The organism is Kitasatospora sp. NPDC001261 (assembly GCF_042896795.1).
Taxonomy (GTDB): domain Bacteria; phylum Actinomycetota; class Actinomycetes; order Streptomycetales; family Streptomycetaceae; genus Kitasatospora.
In genome coordinates this window covers 286657-304206 of the sequence record NZ_JBIAXP010000003.1, presented here as the reverse complement: position 1 = coordinate 304206, position 17550 = coordinate 286657, and the positions used below count along the sequence as shown (strand labels likewise).

The following is a 17550-nucleotide window of genomic DNA, read 5'->3' as shown; positions in this document are numbered from 1 at the left end:
GTGGTGGTCCGCTCAGCGGTCGTAGTCCACGGTCACCCGGTCGGTGACCGGGCGGGCCTGGCAGGTGAGGACGTAGCCGGCGGCCAGCTCCTTCTCCTCCAGCGCGAAGTTGCGGCGCATCTCCACCTCGCCCTCGGTGACCAGGGCACGGCAGGTGCCGCACACTCCGCCCTTGCAGGCGAACGGCAGGTCGGGGCGGGAGCGCTGGGCGCCGTCCAGGATCGAGCGGTCGCGCGGGAGGCAGAGCGTGCTGCCGCGGCCGTCGAGGACGACGGTGACCTCGCTCCGCGGGCCCGACACGCCGTCGGCGGAGCCGCCGGACGAGCCGTCCGTCCGGTCCCAGTCCTCGTCCCGCTCCGGGAGCGGCTCGTCCTCGGCGTGGAACAGCTCCTGGTGCACCCGCTCGCCCGGCACGTCCAGCTCGGCGAGCAGCTCCTTCGCGCCCACGACCATGCCGAACGGGCCGCACAGCCACCAGTGCCCGACGCTCCCGACGTCCACCAGCGCCGCCAGCAGCGCGCGTACCCGCTCCGGGTCCAGCCGGCCGCTGAGCAGTTCGGCATCCCTGGTCTCCCGGGAGAGCACGTGGACCAGCTGGAAGCGGTCGAGGTAGCGGTCCTTCAGGTCGGCCAGCTCGTCCGCGAACATCACGCTGTCACTGCGCCGGTTGCCGTAGAGCAGGGTGACGGTGGAGCTGCGGTCGGCCGCGAGCACGGAGCCGGCGATCGACAGCATCGGGGTGATCCCGGAGCCGGCCGCGAGCAGCACGTGGTCGGCCGGGACGCCGAGCTCGGGGGTGAACAGGCCGGACGGCGTCAGCACCTCCACCTCCTCGCCCGGCTTCGCCTCGCGCACCAGCCAGCGTGAGAACAGCCCGCCGGGCACCTCCCGGACGGCGATCCGCAGCGGCCCGCCGACCGGGGCGCAGATCGAGTACGAGCGGCGCTCGTCGGTGCCGTCCACCAGCTTGCGCAGGGTCAGGGTCTGCCCGGGGCGGAAGGCGTACTCCTCCGCCAGCCCGACCGGCACCGCGAAGGTCACCGCGACGGCGTCCTCGCAGAGCCGCTCGACCCGGTCGATCCGCAGCCGGTGGAAGGTCGGGCGGCGGGCGGGGCGGATGCCGGTCCCCTCGGCGTCGGGGGCGGACCCGGCGGCGGAGGACGCGGGGGCGGCGGAGGAAGCGGCGGGCATTCAGATCTCCTTGACGCGTTCGAACGGCTCGCGGCAGGCCCGGCAGCGCCAGAGCGCCTTGCAGGCGGTGGAACCGAAGCGGGACAGCTCCTCCGTGTCGGCGTCGCCGCAGCGCGGGCACGGCACGGGGGGCGCGGCGACGGTCCTCGGCGCGGCCACGGTGGTGGGCGCGGTCGCGGTTCCGGTGCGGGTGGGACCGAGGGTGAGCGCCACCGGTCCGGCCGCGGCGACGGCGGCGGTCGGGCGCGGCGGGGCGATGCCCGCCTCGGCGAGCTTGCGACGGCCCTCGGCGGTGATCAGGTCGGTGGACCACGGCGGGTCCAACCGCAGCCGCACCCGGACGTCCGGGTACCCGGCCGCGCGCAGCCGGCGGTCCACGTCGGCGGCCATCTCGGCGACGGCGGGGCAGCCCGAGTAGGTCGGGGTCAGCCACGCGGTCACCGTGCCGCTGCCGCCGTCCACCCCGACCTCGGCGAGGACGCCCAGGTCGGCCAGGGTGAGCATGGGCAGCTCCGGGTCCGGCACGGCCGCGGCGACGGCCCAGGCCAGCTCGCGGGTCGTCGGGTCCGCGGTGCCCGTCCCGACCGTCCCGCCCGTCGGCTCCGCGGTGCCCGTCGGCCCCGGGCCCGTCACGACGTCGCCGGTCACCACGTCGCCCCCGGGTGGGCGCGGGCCAGCACCTGGAACTCGGCGAGCAGCGGGCCGAGCGCCTCGGTGTGCACACCGTCCCGGCCGGCCAGACCGAGGACGGTGGCCAGCGGCGGTACGTCCGGCACGGTCAGCCCTGCCTCGGCGAGAACGGCGCCGAGCGAGCGCAGCACCGGTTCGCGCAGGGCCGCCGGGTCGACGCCCGCCCGCAGCTCCACCGGGTGCGCCGTGAACAGCTCCTCCAGCAGCGGCCAGACCGCGTCCACCCCGGCCTGCATCCGCCCGGCGGAGTACGGCGTGCCGTCGCCCAGGCGCAGGGTCCAGGCGGTGGCGTACTCCCGGTGGTAGGCCAGCTCCTTGACGCCCCGGGCGGCGACCGCGGCCAGCACCGGGTCGGGGTGCGCGCTCAGCGCCTCGTAGAGGGCGCCGCGCGCGGTCGCGAACAGCAGCAGCCGGGCGATCGAGTACGCGAAGTCGCCGTTCGGGGCCTCCACCAGGCGGACGTTGCGGAACTCGTGCTCCTCCCGCCAGTACGCCAGGTCGTCCTCGGTGCGGCCGGTGCCGTCCGCCTGGCCGGCCCGGGTGAGCAGCAGGCGGGCCTGGCCGAGCAGGTCGAGGCCCAGGTTGGCGAGCGCGACCTCCTCCTCCAGCTCGGGCGCCCGGGTGCACCACTCGATCAGCCGCTGCGCGAGGACCAGCGCGTCGTCGCCCAGCATCTGGCAGTAGGCGGCGAGGTCGGCGCCGTCCAGACCGGCGGGCAGCGCGGTGTCCACGCCGAGCAGGGGGTCGGCGAAGCCCGTCCCGTACGCCCAGCGGCCCTCGCCCTCGGGGCCGGGGGCGGCGTCGGCGAGGCTGAGGTAGACGTGGTCGTCCTGGCCGGTGCCGGCGGTGGAGGTGGTGGAGGTGGTGTGGTCGTGCACGGTGGCTCCCCCGTCAGATGTGCGGGACATCCTCGGGGATGTCGTAGAAGGTCGGGTGGCGGTAGACCTTGTCGCCGCTGGGCTCGAAGAACGGGTCGCGCTCGTCCGGGGTGGAGGCGGTGATCGCGTCCGAGCGGACCACCCAGAGGCTCACGCCCTCGTTGCGGCGGGTGTACAGGTCGCGGGCGGCGAGCAGGGCCATCCGGTCGTCGGCGGCGTGCAGCGAGCCGACGTGGACGTGGTTCAGCCCGCGCCGGGGACGCACGAACACCTCGTACAGCGGCCAGCCGGCCTTGGGACCGGCTTTGGAACCGGCCTCGGGCCCGGCCTTGGGCCCGGACGGGGAGCCAACCTGGGGGTCGGTCACTTTCCGTTCTCCTGTTCGGTCACATTGGTGGCTTCGGAGGCTTCCGTGGGCCCGGCGGCCTCGGCCGCGCGCTTGGCCGCGTAGGCGACGGCCGCCTCGCGCACCCAGGCGCCGTCCTCGTGGGCGGTGCGGCGGCGTTCGACCCGCTGGGCGTTGCAGGGGCCCTGGCCGTGGATGACCCTGGTCAGCTCGGACCAGTCCGGCTCGCCGAAGTCCCAGCCGCCGCGCTCCTCGTTCCAGCGCAGCTCGGGGTCCGGGAGGGTGACGCCCAGGTGCTCGGCCTGCGGGACGGTCATGTCGACGAAGCGCCGGCGCAGCTCGTCGTTGCTGTGCCGCTTGATCCGCCAGGCCATCGAGCGGGCGGTGTTCGGCGAGTCGGCGTCCGAGGGGCCGAACATCATCAGCGACGGCCACCACCAGCGGTCCACCGCGTCCTGGACCATCCGGCGCTGGGCCTCGGTGCCGCGCATCAGCGTCATCAGGAGCTCGTAGCCCTGGCGCTGGTGGAAGGACTCCTCCTTGCAGATCCGCACCATCGCGCGGGCGTACGGGCCGTAGCTGCAGCGGCAGAGCGGGACCTGGTTGCAGATCGCGGCGCCGTCCACCAGCCAGCCGATCACGCCGACGTCGGCGAAGGTGAGGGTCGGGTAGTTGAAGATCGAGGAGTACTTCTGGCGGCCGGAGATCAGCTTCTCGGTGAGCTCGGCGCGGTCGACGCCCAGGGTCTCGGCGGCGGCGTAGAGGTAGAGGCCGTGGCCGGCCTCGTCCTGGGCCTTGGCGAGCAGGATGGCCTTGCGGCGCAGGGACGGGGCCCGGGTCAGCCAGTTGCCCTCGGGCTGCATGCCGATGATCTCGGAGTGGGCGTGCTGGGCGATCTGGCGGATCAGGGTGGCCCGGTAGGCGTCGGGCATCCAGTCCCTGGGCTCGATCCGCTGCTCGGCGGCGACGACCGCCTCGAACCGGTCCTCCAGCGTCTGCGCGGGGACCGTCTCGGCCACCTCTGCTGTCACCACAGTCCCCTCTCGTCTCCTGCCCGGAGGCCGCCTGGAGCACCGGCCAACCGACTGACCGTTCGGTCGGTACCATTCTGCGCGGAGGGGCTGAGGGATGGCAAGGTGCGCAACAGATAACAGCTGACAGATTCTGAAATCTGTCAGCTGTTATCCGTCGGCTGTATTCTGTTCTCTGTTCGCTGCTCTACATTCGCTGCTCTACGTCCGCCGTCCGCCGTCCGCTGTCCGCTGTCCGCCGTTCTACGTTCGCCGCCGCCGACTGCCGGGGGCCGGCGACCGGCGACCGGCTCCCGGCCGTCAGCGGCTCACCACCGGCTCAGCCCTCCGCGCGGTCGCGCAGTCGCGGCAGCGGCACCGCGAGCAGCGCCGCCAGCAGGGCGATCCGGGGAGCGATCTGGTCGACCCGGATGTGCTCGTGCCGGGCGTGGGCCCCGGCGCCCACCGCGCCGAAGCCGTCCAGGGTCGGAAGCCCGCGCGAGCCCGGCAGGTTGGTGTCCCCCGCCCCGCCCGCCGGAGCGCCGTCCAACTGCTGCCCGAGCACCGCGGCGAGCGAACGCACGTGCCGCAACAGCGGGTTGCCGGTCCGCTCGGGCCAGGCCGGACGGCTGGACAGCACCTCCGTACGCACCCGGGCGCCCGGACGCAGCGCGGTGAGCCGGGCGAGGTTGTCCAGCGTACGGCGCTGCGCCTCGACCGTGGCGAAGCGCAGCCCCAGCTCGGCCTCGGCCCGGCCGGCGACCACGTTGGCGCGCGAACCACCGCTGATCCGACCGGCGTTGAGCTCGGTGCCGGGCTGACCGGCGAGGTCGCGCACCAGCACGAGCTGGTCCACCAGCTCGTCGACCGCGGACACCCCGTCGTGGGCGTCATTGCCCGCGTGCGCCTCGCGGCCGGTCACGGTGAGCCGCACCCGGGTGCTGCCGCGCCGCGCGGTCTTCAACCGACCGTCGGGGTGCGGCGGTTCGAGACCCAGGACCGCGGCGGCTCCGCGCAGCTGGCGCTCGACCAGGCGGCGTCCGTCGGGGCTGCCCACCTCCTCGTCGGAGACCACGACCAGGCGGACGGTCCGGTGCGGGCGCTCACCCAGGTCCGCGAGCAGCGACAACGCCCCCTCCAGGATGGCGAGTCCGCCCTTCATGTCGACCACGCCGGGCCCGGTAAGTCGGCCGTCCTCCTCCGTCACCGGCCAGTCCGCGAGGGTGCCGACCGGCCACACGGTGTCGTGGTGCCCGACGATCAGCAGGTGCGGCAGGGACTCGTCCCGACCCTCCCACTCCAGTACGAGGTGGTCGCCGGCCGGTCCGGGTTCACGCCGGGCGGTGGCACCGGTGGCACAGAAGCCGGCCGCCAACTCCTCGGCGAGCGCGTCGAGTCTGGGGGCGTCCCCACTGGGCGACTCGATCCGCGCCAGGTCGACACAGCGACGCCGGACGGCCCCGGCGAGGGTACGGGCCCGGGTGCTGAGCGCCTGCGGCACACCGGGCAGCGCCGTGGTGACGGCGGCGGCCCCGTGGGAGGCGGTGGCGGCCGGGCCCGTCGCGGGCTTCGCGACGACGTTCTTCGCCACGACGTTCTTCGTCGCGGGGCTCTTCGTCACGGGGCTCTTCGCCGCCGCGGCCTTCGCGACGACGGGTTTGGTGAGGGCGGATTTCGTGAGGGCGGACTTTGCGGCTGCGGTCGTGGTGACGGCCACCTTGGCCACGACGGTCTTCGCGGCACCGGAAGCGGCCGCGGTGGCCTGGACCGAAGCGGCGGGAAGCGCAGGGGCCGAGACCGTAGTGCCCGGATCCGCAGCGGCAGTTGCGGTGCCGGCGGCGGTGCCGTTGGTGGTGGTAGCGGTGGCTGCGGCGGTAGCGGCGGCGGCGGTCGCAGTGGCCGTGGCGGCGGCAAGGGCCTCACCGTCGGTGGCGGCCGGGACGGCGACCGACGTCGGGGCGGGTTCCGCGGCGGCGCCCGGTGCGGCGGGCGACCCGACGATCTGGGGACTCAACGCTCGCCTCCGCGGCCGCCGCCGGTATACAGCGGCCGTGCCGGCCGACCGCTCCCGCCCGGGTACCAGGCCCGGCCGGACCGCACCGGCCGACCGGGATGATGAGCGGCCCACCGAATCGGCCTGTCTGGCCCAAGTACGGTGGAACGGTTGGGCGGCGTGCTTGGCATGTGCGTCCTCCTCGCTCGATCCGGTGGCCCCGGTCCGCCCGGAGCCCCGTGGACGGCGGCTTCGTGGCGGTGGGCGCAGTGGCCGGACCGCCGCAGGGAAGCCGAGATGTGAGCCTAGAAGAACCGTTCGGTTTCCTGCGAGGTGGCCCTGTTCCCAGCGTGCCGGTACCGGGCCCCGCTTCGGACAACACCCGTCCGCTTTCGGCGCGGGCGCTCGGCGCGCGGGCCTGGATCGGCGCGCGGACGCGGTCGCCGGATCGCGCCCATCTCCACCATGGACCCGCCGCCCGAGTTCGGCAGCGCAAACGGCCAAGGCACGGCATTTCCACGCCGGATGGGTGACAGCGGCTCAGCACGCGATACGAACCGGGAGCACGCGGCGGCTCATGGAAGCCCGCTTCGACATCCGCCCCGACTCCGGAGGAACGTCCGGGGAACGCCAAGGTGAACACCGGCCGATGCCGTGCCCCGATGTGCCCCACCGAGCCCCGACGTGCTTCGGCTGCAACCCCTGGCACAACGGGGCGGCACCCCGGAACAGCGGGACAGCGCCCGGATATGCGCGTTCGCGAACGTTCGCGAACGTACCCGCGGGTGCACGACCGATCGGCACCCGGGCACCCCGGCACCTGGGCACCCGAACCCGGGCCCGGCCGATCCCAGCCGTCCGTCCTCAGCCGCCGTCGCCCATCAGCCCGGCGTCGCGTGCGAGCAGCGCCGCCTGGACCCGGTTGGCGACTCCGAGCCCGGTCAGGATCCGACTGACGTGCGCCTTGACCGTGCTCTCGCGCATCCCGAGCACACCGGCGATCTCGGCATTGGAGAGCCCGTCGGCGAGTTCGCGCAGTACGTCCGTCTCCCGCGGGGTGAGTCCGGCGGCCCGGCTGCGGGCGGCCACCGACCGGGGCGCCCCGACCCGGTGGTAGCGGTCGATCAGCCGCCGAGCGGCCGCCGGGTGCAGCATCCCCTGGCCGCCGGCGACGACATGGACGGCCCGGGCGATCTCCGCGGGCGGGGTGTCCTTCAGCAGGAAGCCGTCCGCCCCGGCCGCGAGCGCCTGGTACACGTACTCGTCCAGGTCGAAGGTGGTGAGGGCGATGACCCGCGGACCGTCGGGGAGTTCGCGCAGCCGCCGGGTGGCGGCGATCCCGTCGAGCCGGGGCATCCGGATGTCCATCAGCGCGACGTCGATCCGCCGACCGGCGGCGAGCTCGACGGCCTGCAGCCCATCGGCGGCCTCGGCGACCACGGTGAGCTCCGGGTCCTGGGCCAGGAGGTCGACCAGGCCGAGACGGACCAGCGCGTCGTCGTCGACCACCATTGTTCGGATCATGCGGCGTCCTTCGGCTGCGGCTTCGGTTCCTGCTCAACGTGCTTCGCTCGCGTCGGTTGCGTCGCTTGCGTCGATTGGTTCGGCTGCGTCGGTTCCTCCGGTCGCTTCGGTTGCTTCGGTGGCTCCGACTGCTTCACTCTTCGCGCCCCCTGCGCCCCTTCCTGCGATTGCCGCGCCCCTGGCGTCCCCTTCCCCCGCTCCGGCCGCGGCGACGCCCGCCCGGGGTGCGCCACCGCGCGCGCCGACTGTGGATCCGGACCGTCGCCACGGAGCCGGACGGAAGCCTCCTCCGGCACCGCCTGCGGCGGGCGGTCCGGCGCGGGTAACCGGGCGGAGAGCCGGAAGCCGCCGCCACCGTCCGGACCGGCGTCGAAGTGGCCGCCGAGGGCGCCGACCCGTTCGGCCAGCCCCACCAGCCCGTACCCGCCACCGGTGCCCGGCCCGCCCAACGGCGCCTCGCCCGGGCCGTTGCGGACCTCGACCGTCGTCGCCGGCGCCCCGTAGCCGACCCGGACGGTGACGGGCGCGGCGTGCGCGTGCTTGCGGGCGTTGGTCAGCGCCTCCTGCACCAGCCGGTGCACGGCCAGCCGGTGGGTGGTCGGGATGGTCTCCGGCTCCCCGGAGAGGGTGAGTTCGACCCGTTGGCCGGCCTGGGTCGCCTCGCCGACGAGCTCGGTGAGGTCGCGCAGCGCGGGCGCCGGGACGCGCCCGGCCTCGACGGGCACGGACGGCTCGCCTCCCGTGGCGGGCGGGGCCGACGGGTCGGCCCGCAGCGCGCCCAGGACGTCGCGCAGGTCGTCGAGCGACCGGGCGGCGGTGGTGCGCAGCAGTTCGAGGCGGTGGGTGAGCCGGTCGGGGTCGTCGGCGACGGTGCCGGCCCTGGCCTGGTCGCGCAGCACCCCGGCGTGCAGGACCAGGAGGCTGAGCCGGTGGGCCAGCACGTCGTGCATCTCCCGGGCGATCCGGGCCCGTTCGGCGGACCGGGCCTGTTCGGCGCGCAGCTCGCGCTCGCGGCGCAGCGCGTCGACCTGCTCGTGCAGGGTGCGGATCAGCACCCGTCTGCCCCGCAGCCACAGGCCGACCGCCATCGTGGCGGCCTGGACCAGGAGTTGGGACCCGGCGGTACCCGCCCGGCCGACCAGTGAGTCCACACCCACCGCACTGGCCACCGCGATGACCGAGCCGCCCGCCATCGCCAGGCCCGGCCGGCCGAGGTAGGCGAGGTGGAAGACGCTGAACAGGCCGGGGACGGCCCGGTTGAACAGCCCGCCCGTGAGCACCGGCAGCACGGCCGAGGCCACCGGGTGGCGGCGGGCGAAGAAGAGCGAGACCGCCGCGAGCGCGGCGACGACCGTGCGCGGCAGGCGCAGCGGACCGTCAGTCTGCGTCCACTGGGCGAGGGCCTCCTCGATGGTCAGGCCGAGCAGGCCGAGCAGCAGCAACGTGTCCGTCCCGGCCCGGTGGTCCGGCCCGTACCAGCCGAGCACACTCCGGCGCATGGTGCTCCTCCTTTCCGCTCTCCTCGGCCCGAAAGCCTTCCGTACGTCCACCCTTGGGCACCTCGGGCTCGATGCTAGGGGCGCTCGGCCGCGGAGCGCCTCTGTCTTCCGGGTAACCGCACCCTCGACTTTCGTCGGGGGTCGGCGCCGCTGACCGGCCGATTCGCGGCGGCTCCGCCCTGCCTAGCGTCGACGGCATGACCAACGAACGGCTCCACCACCGTCCGGACCCCCCTTCCCCCCTGTACAGTTCGCCCGCCGGCGGCGACCACCTGCTGTTCCTCGCCGAGGCCCTGCGCACCTTCCACGACACCGGCGCGCTGGCCCCGAGCGGCCCGGAGCTGGTGAACGCCCTGGTGGTACCGGTCACCAGCCGCCCGAACCGTCCGATCTCGGTGCTGGAGGTCGGCGCCGGCACCGGCGTGGTCACCCGCCGACTGGCCCAAGTACTGCGCCCGGGCGACCGGTTGCACGTCGTCGAGGCCAACCCGCGGTTCGCCGAACGGCTGCGGGAGGACCCGGTCCTCGCCGCACGCCACCCCGGGGTCGGCCTGCGACTGTCGGCCTGCCGGGTCGAGGAGCTGCCGGAGTGCCGTCGACCGGCGCCGGAAGGGGCCCGGGCGGAGGACCGCGGGCAGCGGTACGACGTGATCGTGTCCGGGCTGCCGTTCACCAACTTCGAGCCCGCACAGGTGCGCGACATCCTCGACCTCTACCTGCGGCTGCTGGCGCCCGGCGGCGAGCTGACGTACTTCGGGTACCTCGGCACGACGACGGCGCGCAGCCTCACCTCCGGCCCCCGCCGGGGCGCCCGCCACCGGGCGGTGGTCCGGCTGCTGCGGCGGTTCGAGCAGGCGTACGGGCTGGGCGAGCGCACGGTGTGGCGCAATGTGCCGCCCGCCCGCGCCTGCCTGCTGCGGTCGCCGGGCGGCCGCGAGACCTGGGCACCGGCCGGGAGCCCCGCTGTCGGGCCCGCTGTCGGGCCGGCGGTCGAACCAGCACCCCCGGACAAGGCACCGAGCACGACGACCGCCACGGACACAACGTCCGGATCAGCGGGCGGGGCGGCCCCGCTCCCCCGATGATGGACCGGGGCCGGGCCCGGCTCCGACTCTCCCGCAGTGAGGAGCCGCGATGACCATCTCGGTACGTGACGTGGAAGCCCGGAACCGCTTCGAGGCCTGGGAGGACGGGAAGCCGGCGGGCTTCGCCGAGTACCTGCGCAGCGACCAGCTGGTGGTCTATCCGCACACCGTGGTCGAGCCCGCCTTCGAGGGCCGGGGCATCGGCAGCGCGCTGGCCCGCGCCGCCCTGGACGACGCCCGCGCCCGCGGCCTGTCCGTGCTGGCCACCTGCCCCTTCATCAAGGGCTGGATGCTCCGCCACCCCGAGTACACCGACCTCGCGTACGAGAACCGGAGCCGGGTCGCCGACTGATGTCGGCTTCGGTGCGGGCGTCTGCCGCCATGCCGCAGTCGCCCGCCCGTCCGCCCGACCGCACGCATGTCCGCCCGTCCGCCCGTCCGCCGAACAAATGACAGTCGACAGATTTCAACTTTCAGATAACAGACGACAGCGAACAGATTTTGAAATCTGTTCGCTGTCGTGTCACAGTGAGACCCGGGTCACCCTGCTCCTGCCCCTCCGGCACCGCCCCCGCCCCCTTGGAGTCACCCGTGTCCTCCCACACCCGCCCCGCCCGGCGCGCCCTCGGCACCACCGGACCGGTCACCTCGGCCCTCGGCCTCGGCTGCATGGGCATGTCCGACCTGTACGGCCCGGCCGACGAGGCCGAGAGCATCGCCACCATCCACGCCGCCCTCGACGCCGGGGTCACCCTCCTCGACACCGGCGACTTCTACGGCATGGGCCACAACGAGCTGCTGATCCACGAGGCGCTGCGCGGCCGCGACCGCGAGAGCGTGCAGATCAGCGTGAAGTTCGGCGCCCAGCGCGGCCCCGACGGCCAGTGGCTCGGCTACGACGCGAGCCCCGCCGCCACCAAGACGGCGCTCGCCTACACCCTGCGCCGCCTGCGCACCGACCACGTCGACGTCTACCGCCCGGCCCGCCTGGACCCGGGCGTCCCGGTCGAGGAGACCGTCGGCGCCATCGCCGACCTGGTGCAGGCCGGCTACGTCCGCCACATCGGGCTCTCCGAGGTCGGCGCCGACACCCTGCGCCGGGCCGCCGCCGTCCACCCGATCAGCGACCTCCAGATCGAGTACTCGCTGCTCTCCCGCTCGATCGAGGCCGCCGTCCTGCCCGCCGCCCGCGAGCTCGGCATCGGCATCACCGCGTACGGCGTGCTCTCCCGCGGCCTGCTCGGCGGCCACTGGGACCGGGAACGGGCCCTCGCCGGGACCGACTTCCGCAGCCACAGCCCGCGCTTCCAGGGCGAGAACCTGGCCCACAACCTGGCACTGGTCGAGGCCCTGCGCGAGATCGCCGTCGCACGGGGCGCCACCGTCGCCCAGGTCGCCATCGCCTGGGTGGCCTCCCGCGGTCAGGACGTCGTCCCGCTGGTCGGGGCCCGCCGCCGGGACCGCCTGACCGAGGCCCTCGGCGCCCTCGACGTCGCGCTGACCGAGGCCGACCTCGCCGCCGTCGAGGCCGCCGTACCCGCCGGCTCCGCCGCCGGTGACCGGTACGCTGCCGCACAGATGGCCCACCTGGACAGCGAGCGCTGACCGCACCTCCAGCGCCGCGCCGCACCACCGGCGCCATCGCCGCACGACCCGACCGCACGACCTAAGGACGGACCTCCCCGTGACCACGGACACCACACTCACCGCCGAGCAGATCCTGAGCGCGGCGGAGGATGTCCTCCGGCGGTTCGGCCCGGCCAAGGCCACCGTCGTGGACGTCGCCCGCATCCTCGGCGTCAGCCACAGCAGCGTCTACCGCCACTTCCCCAGCAAGGCCGCGCTGCGCGAAGCGGTCACCCAGCGCTGGCTCGACCAGGCGCACCACGAGCTGTCGACCGTCTCCAACGAGGGCGGCCCCGCCTCCGAGCGGCTGCAGCGGTGGCTGACGGCGCTGTTCACGGCCAAGCGGAAGAAGGCGCTGGACGACCCGGAGCTGTTCGCCACCTACATGGTGCTGGTCGAGGAGAACAGCGGCCTGGTGGACACCCACGTCGACACCCTGGTCGACCAGATCTCGCGGATGGTGGCGGAGGGCATCGAGACCAAGGAGTTCAAGCTCGCCCACATCCGCAACACCGCCCGCGCCGTCTTCGACGCGACCGGCCCCTTCCACGACCCGGCCTACGCCTCCACCTGGTCCACCCCCGACGTCGACGACCGGTTCGACGCCGTCTGGAAGCTCGTCCTCGGTGGCCTGAAGGCGAAGTGACGAACCGTCAGCAGATGTGGCGCCGGCGAGCGGAGGAATAACCGCTCGCCGGCGTCCTGCCCCCTCCGGCAGACTGCCGCACACAGTTGATCTCACATGGAGGATGACATGCGTGCGGCCCGCCCGGTCCTGGACAGCCTGGAAGGACTCGCCCTCGGCGACGCCTTCGGCGACCGGTGGTTCTCGGTCCCGCTGGACGAGGCGCCCGCCGCGCTCGCCGCCCGGCTGGTCCGGCCCGCACCCTGGCACTGGACCGACGACACCGCCATGGCGCTTGTGCTGGTCCGCCACCTGCTCGACGCGGGCGAGGTCCGACCGGACGCGCTCGCCCGGGAGTTCGCCGCCGAGTACGCCCGCGAGTACGGGCGCAAGTACGGCCCGTCGATGCACCGGGTCCTGCGCGGGATCGGCGCCGGCGGGGACTGGCGCGCCATCACCGCGGCCCAGTTCGAGGGTCAGGGCTCGCACGGGAACGGCGCCGCGATGCGGGTCGCGCCGCTGGGCGCCTGGTTCGCCGAGGACCTCGACACGGTGGTCCGGCAGGCCGAACTGCAGGCGCTCACCACCCACTTCCACCCGGAGGCCGTCGCCGGTGCGGTGGCGGTCGCGCTCGCGGCGGCGCTGGCGGTCCGCAGCCGGGGCGGAAACCCGCCCGGCCGGGCCGAGTTGCTGACCGAGATCGCCGGACGGCTGCCGGACAGCGAGGTCCGCTCCGGGCTCCGGATCGCCGCCCGGATGCCCGAGCACACCAGCGTCCGGCACGCCGCCACCGTGCTCGGCTCGGGAGCGCTGATCTCCGCCGCGGACACCGTGCCGTTCGCCCTCTGGTCCGCGGCCGGGCACCTGGACTCGCTGCCGGAGACCATCTGGAACACCCTGGAGGGCTGGGGCGACAAGGACACCACCTGCGCCATCGCCGCCGGTGTGACCGCCGCCCGGACCGGTCTCGCGGACGTGCCGCCCGGCTGGCTCGCCGCGCGCGAGCCGCTCCCGGGCTGGGTCGCCGAGGCGTCCCGGACCGCCGACCGGTAACCGGGCGGTGCCGGGTGCTGACCGCCCGGCTTCAGAGCCCGGCGGTCAGCACCGAGCCGTCAGCGCCGAGCCATCAGCATCGAGCCGTCAGCACCAGATGGTCAGCGCCGGGCAAGGAAGCGGAGCACCTTGTAGCCGAAGAGCAGGACCATGGCGCCGCCGATCGCCGACACCCAGGTCGTGACGTCGAGGAAGCTCACCTTCACCGTCCCGTGCATCCAGTGCGAGACGATCCAGGTGCCGATGTAGGAGCCGGTGATGCCGATCAGGGTGCTGCCGATCAGACCGCGCTCCCCCCTCGACATCGCCATCCTGGCCAGTGTCCCCGACACCAGGCCCAGCACGATCCACGCCATCCAGCTCATCCGCCGCCCCTTGCGTCATCGGTGTGGCGACCCCGTCGAGCCCCCGGGTCCCGTTCGGAAGGACGTACGAGGGCCTCGCACCGTTCCAGCACCGGCAAGGACCGGTTCGAACCGGCCATCCGGGCGCCGTCGTACCGGTCGGCGGAACTCCTCCCCCGGCACGCCCCGCCGTCTCCCGCACGCCGGGGCCGCACCGAACCATTCCGTCAGCGGCGCGAGTTGCCGAACAGCAGCCGGTAGGCGATCAGCAGCACCAGGGCGCCGCCGATCGCCGACACCCAGGTCGCCGCGTCGAAGAAGTGCGCGGAGATCGAGCGGTGCATGAAGTGCGACGCGATCCAGCCGCCGACGAAGGAGCCGGCGATGCCGATCAGGGTGGTCACGATCAGGCCGCCCGGGTCCTTCCCCGGCAGCAGCAGCTTGGCCAGCGCACCGGCCAGCAGGCCCAGCACGATCCACGCGACGATGCTCATCCGGCATCCCTTCCCGTCCAAGGCGCGACGGCCCCGTCCCGTCCGCTCTGCCCGCAAGGACGCCACCGCCCGCCGCCCGGTTCCGCCACCCGCGTCGGCCGCCCCGGTCGGCCACCCGCGCAGCACCGTCCGAACCCGGCGGACGAGACCGGCCGACGGGACCGGCGGACGGGGCCGGCGGACGGGGCCGGCGGACGGGACCGGCGGACGACACCGGCCGCCCAGGCCGGACCGCCCGCGCGTGGCGCCCTTCCCGCGCGCCGCCCACGCCGAAATACTGCGGCCATGCGCATCCTGATCGCCACCGCCGGCTCCCGGGGTGACGTGGCCCCCTTCACCGGGCTCGGCGTCCGGCTGCGGGCGGCCGGGCATCAGGTGGCCGTCGCCACCCACGACACCTTCGCCGAGTCGGTACGGGCCGCCGGGCTGGAGTTCCGCCCGCTGCCGGTCGACCCGCGCGCCGAACTCGCCTCCGCTGAGGGCCGGCGCCTGCTGCGGGCCGGCAGCGGACCCGGCACCGTCCTGCAACTCCTGCGGCTCGGCCGGAGGTTCATGCCCGCACTCGGCGACGGCATCGCCGACGCCACGGCGCTCGGGACCGACCTGCTGCTGACCACCAGCACCACCAGCGCACTCGGCCAGGTAGCCGCCGAGGCGGCCGGCATCCCCAGCATCGGGCTGTACCTCCAACCCCTCGCCCCCACCCGGGAGTTCGCGCCCGCCGTCACCGGCACCCGATCGCTCGGCCGGTCCGGCAACCTGCTGGCGGGACACGCCGTCCAGGCCGCGACCGACCAGTTGTTCGTCCCGGCCGTCCGCGGGCTGCGCCGTCGGCTCGGCCTGCCGCCGCTCGGCATCGCCCGGGCCCGCCGCAACCACCCCGTCCTGCACGGCTTCTCGCCACTGGTGGTGCCCCGACCCGCCGACTGGCGCCCCCGACTGGAGGTGGCGGGCTACTGGTGGCCGGCCGACCGGCCGGACCGGCAGCCCCCGGCCCGGCTGCTCGACTTCCTGGCCGCCGGGCCGCCGCCGGTCTTCGTCGGCTTCGGCAGCCTGGTCGTCCCCGACGCCGAGCGGCTGACCGCGACCGTCCTCGCCGCCGCCCGCGCCGCCCGGGTGCGCCTCCTGCTCCAGTCGGGGTGGAGCGGACTGGCCGCCGAGGACTCGGACTCCGTCCTGACCGTCGGCGACACCCCGCACGACTGGCTCTTCCCCCGCACCGCCGCCGTGGTCCACCACGCGGGTGCCGGCACCACGGCCGCCACCCTCCGCTCCGGGACCCCCGCCGTCCCCGTGCCCGCCCAGCTCGACGCACCGTTCTGGTCCGCCCGACTGGCCCGGCTCGGCGTCTCCCCCGGCCCCGTCCCCCTGCGCGGCCTCACCCCCGCCCGCCTCGCCACCTCCCTCCGCCTGACGCTCGACGACCCCCGCTACCGCACCCGCGCCCGAGCCGTCGCCACCGCCCTGGCCGCCGAGGACGGCGCGGCCAAGGTCCTCGCCGCCGTCGAACGGGTTTCAGCGAACAGCTGACAACTTTCGAAATCTGTCAGCTGTTCGCTGTCACCCGTCAGTCATTCGCCCTCTCCCGTCAGCCCTCCCCCGCTTCCCCGCTCCCCCTCCCGAACACCCCGCTCAGCCCCAGGTACACCACGGCCGCCGCCGTCAGCCCGACGGCCCAGCCGTAGTCGGCGAGCGGCTTGAGGACGGGGATCAGGCCGTCCGCCGGGAAGGGTCCCTGCTTCGCACCGTCGGCGTCGACGGTGGAGTACGAGCCGCCGACGGCCAGCACGCCGCCCACCAGCAGCGCCGTCACGGCCCGCCAGTTCCAGCCGGCCGCGTACCAGTACGCCCCGCCCGGGCGGTACAGCTCGGCGAGCCGGAGGCGGGTGCGGCGCAGGGCCCAGTAGTCGGCGATCAGCACTCCGCCGACCGTGCCGAGCAGCCCGCCGACCACACCGAGCCAGGTGAAGATGTACACGTGCGGGTCGGAGATCAGCCGCCACGGGAGGATCACGATCCCGACCACCCCCGTGATCAGCGCCCCGGTCCGGAAGGTGACGAAGCGGGGCAGCAGGTTGGCGAGGTCGTACGCGGGCGACACCACGTTGGCGGCGATGTTCACCGACAGCGTCGCGACCAGCACGGTCAGCAGCGCGAACAGGATGCCGACCGGGTTCTCCATCGTGGCGGCCAGCTGGATCGGGTCCCACACCGGGGCCCCGTAGACCGCCTCGGAGCCCGAGGTGACCAGCACGGACAGGAACGCGAAGAGCGTCATCGTGGTCGGCAGGCCGAGCGCCTGCCCGCGTATCTGGGCCCGCTGGCTGCCGCCGAAGCGGGTGAAGTCGGGGATGTTCAGCGAGAGGGTGGACCAGAACCCGATCATGCCCATCAGCGCGGGGAAGAAGACCTTCCAGAAGCCGCCGCCCCACCCCAGCCTGGACGGCTGGTCGAGCAATGGCCCGAGCCCGCCCGCCTTGACGGTGATCCACACCAGCAGCGCGAGCGCGCCGACGATGACGAACGGCGCCGCCCAGTTCTCGAACCGCCGCAGCGCCTCCATCCCCCGCGCGATGATGGCCATCTCGATCAGCCAGAACAGCAGGAACGAGAGCCACTGCGTCCACGGGTAGCCGCCGAACTCACCGGCCGTGCGCCAGGATTCGCCGAACAGCTTGCCCGCCAGCAGGAAGATGCCCTCGCCGCCGATCCAGGTCTGGATGCCGAACCAGGCGCAGGCCACCGCCGCCCGCAGCAGGGCGGGCAGGTTGGCGCCGCGCAGCCCGAAGGCGGCCCGGGCGAAGACCGGGAACGGGATGCCGTACTTGGTGCCGGCGTGCCCGGTGAGCAGCATCGGGACCAGCACGAGGAGGTTGGCGAGCGCGATCGTCAGCACCGCCTGCTTCCAGTCCATGCCGAGCGTGACCAGGCCCGAAGCCATCGTCCAGGACGGGATGTTGTGGGCCATGCCGACCCAGAGCGCGAGGAAGTTGTACGTGGTCCAGGTACGCCGTGCCACCGGGACCGGCCGCAGGTCGTCGCTGGTGAAGCCGTTGGGAGGCAAGTCCCCGGCGGCCGGGTCGAGTTCGACCCGGCCGTCGGGGTGGTGCCACTGTCTGCCGTCACTGGTCGCGGTTCCGGGCATGGGCAACTCCCGTCCGCCGCGGGCGGATCCGCGGCTGAGCTCGGGTG

Annotated in this window: 17 protein-coding genes; 6 read left to right on the top strand and 11 right to left on the bottom strand. The window is 74.3% G+C overall.

Features of this window, described 5'->3' with window-relative positions; translation table 11 throughout:
- Positions 1 to 12 precede the first annotated feature (12 nt).
- From paaE to ACFY4B_RS06290, 8 genes are all read right to left on the bottom strand, one after another.
- Positions 13 to 1191 (bottom strand): 1,2-phenylacetyl-CoA epoxidase subunit PaaE, encoded by a 1179-nt coding sequence (paaE, locus tag ACFY4B_RS06325; RefSeq protein ID WP_387966685.1) that lies wholly within the window; start codon positions 1189 to 1191, stop codon positions 13 to 15.
- Positions 1192 to 1740 carry a 1,2-phenylacetyl-CoA epoxidase subunit PaaD gene (gene paaD / locus ACFY4B_RS06320; RefSeq protein WP_387966748.1) on the bottom strand — a complete coding sequence of 183 codons (549 nt, stop codon included), beginning with the start codon at positions 1738 to 1740 and terminating at the stop codon, positions 1192 to 1194.
- 95 nt (positions 1741 to 1835) lie between these two features.
- Positions 1836 to 2759 (bottom strand): 1,2-phenylacetyl-CoA epoxidase subunit PaaC, encoded by a 924-nt coding sequence (gene paaC / locus ACFY4B_RS06315; RefSeq protein ID WP_387966684.1) that lies wholly within the window; start codon positions 2757 to 2759, stop codon positions 1836 to 1838.
- Positions 2760 to 2772: 13 nt separating this feature from the next.
- The gene (gene paaB, locus ACFY4B_RS06310) at positions 2773 to 3039 is read right to left on the bottom strand and encodes a 1,2-phenylacetyl-CoA epoxidase subunit PaaB (RefSeq protein WP_220450137.1); all 267 of its coding nucleotides are present in this window, start codon (positions 3037 to 3039) and stop codon (positions 2773 to 2775) included.
- 83 nt (positions 3040 to 3122) lie between these two features.
- Positions 3123 to 4124, bottom strand: coding sequence for a 1,2-phenylacetyl-CoA epoxidase subunit PaaA (paaA, locus tag ACFY4B_RS06305; protein WP_117491030.1), 1002 nt, complete (start codon positions 4122 to 4124; stop codon positions 3123 to 3125).
- Positions 4125 to 4455: 331 nt separating this feature from the next.
- Positions 4456 to 6129 carry a M20 family metallopeptidase gene (locus ACFY4B_RS06300; RefSeq protein ID WP_387966683.1) on the bottom strand — a complete coding sequence of 558 codons (1674 nt, stop codon included), beginning with the start codon at positions 6127 to 6129 and terminating at the stop codon, positions 4456 to 4458.
- 843 nt (positions 6130 to 6972) lie between these two features.
- The gene (locus tag ACFY4B_RS06295) at positions 6973 to 7632 is read right to left on the bottom strand and encodes a response regulator transcription factor (protein WP_049649719.1); all 660 of its coding nucleotides are present in this window, start codon (positions 7630 to 7632) and stop codon (positions 6973 to 6975) included.
- Complete coding sequence (locus ACFY4B_RS06290) at positions 7629 to 9131, bottom strand: histidine kinase (protein ID WP_387966682.1); 1503 nt, start codon at positions 9129 to 9131, stop codon at positions 7629 to 7631. Before ACFY4B_RS06290 ends, ACFY4B_RS06295 begins: the two co-directional genes overlap by 4 nt.
- A 197-nt stretch (positions 9132 to 9328) precedes the next feature.
- On the opposite strand from ACFY4B_RS06290, the gene ACFY4B_RS06285 reads away from it, so the two are divergent.
- The 5 genes from ACFY4B_RS06285 (at position 9329) to ACFY4B_RS06265 (ending at position 13520) form a co-directional block, all read left to right on the top strand.
- Entirely contained in the window at positions 9329 to 10216 is an 888-nt protein-coding gene (locus tag ACFY4B_RS06285) for a class I SAM-dependent methyltransferase (RefSeq protein ID WP_387966680.1), read from the top strand.
- Between the two features lie 49 nt (positions 10217 to 10265).
- Positions 10266 to 10568 (top strand): GNAT family N-acetyltransferase, encoded by a 303-nt coding sequence (locus ACFY4B_RS06280; RefSeq protein ID WP_049649718.1) that lies wholly within the window; start codon positions 10266 to 10268, stop codon positions 10566 to 10568.
- A gap of 239 nt (positions 10569 to 10807) precedes the next feature.
- Positions 10808 to 11821: an aldo/keto reductase gene (locus tag ACFY4B_RS06275; protein WP_387966678.1), complete on the top strand. Its 1014-nt coding sequence runs from the start codon at positions 10808 to 10810 to the stop codon at positions 11819 to 11821.
- A gap of 79 nt (positions 11822 to 11900) precedes the next feature.
- Positions 11901 to 12488: a TetR family transcriptional regulator gene (locus ACFY4B_RS06270; RefSeq protein WP_049649716.1), complete on the top strand. Its 588-nt coding sequence runs from the start codon at positions 11901 to 11903 to the stop codon at positions 12486 to 12488.
- 108 nt (positions 12489 to 12596) lie between these two features.
- Positions 12597 to 13520 (top strand): ADP-ribosylglycohydrolase family protein, encoded by a 924-nt coding sequence (locus ACFY4B_RS06265; RefSeq protein ID WP_387966677.1) that lies wholly within the window; start codon positions 12597 to 12599, stop codon positions 13518 to 13520.
- 101 nt (positions 13521 to 13621) lie between these two features.
- Here ACFY4B_RS06265 and ACFY4B_RS06260 read toward each other — a convergent pair whose 3' ends face one another.
- Positions 13622 to 13885 carry a GlsB/YeaQ/YmgE family stress response membrane protein gene (locus ACFY4B_RS06260; protein ID WP_063780048.1) on the bottom strand — a complete coding sequence of 88 codons (264 nt, stop codon included), beginning with the start codon at positions 13883 to 13885 and terminating at the stop codon, positions 13622 to 13624.
- Positions 13886 to 14091: 206 nt separating this feature from the next.
- Positions 14092 to 14358 (bottom strand): GlsB/YeaQ/YmgE family stress response membrane protein, encoded by a 267-nt coding sequence (locus ACFY4B_RS06255; protein WP_117491020.1) that lies wholly within the window; start codon positions 14356 to 14358, stop codon positions 14092 to 14094.
- A 285-nt stretch (positions 14359 to 14643) separates the two neighbouring features.
- Between ACFY4B_RS06255 and ACFY4B_RS06250 the strand changes: the two genes are divergently transcribed.
- Positions 14644 to 15888, top strand: a complete 1245-nt coding sequence (locus tag ACFY4B_RS06250; protein ID WP_387966676.1) for a glycosyltransferase — start codon at positions 14644 to 14646, stop codon at positions 15886 to 15888.
- Between the two features lie 58 nt (positions 15889 to 15946).
- Here the strand turns inward: ACFY4B_RS06250 and ACFY4B_RS06245 are convergent, their stop codons facing one another.
- Positions 15947 to 17503 carry an NCS1 family nucleobase:cation symporter-1 gene (locus tag ACFY4B_RS06245; RefSeq protein ID WP_387966675.1) on the bottom strand — a complete coding sequence of 519 codons (1557 nt, stop codon included), beginning with the start codon at positions 17501 to 17503 and terminating at the stop codon, positions 15947 to 15949.
- Between the last annotated feature and the right edge of the window lie 47 nt (positions 17504 to 17550).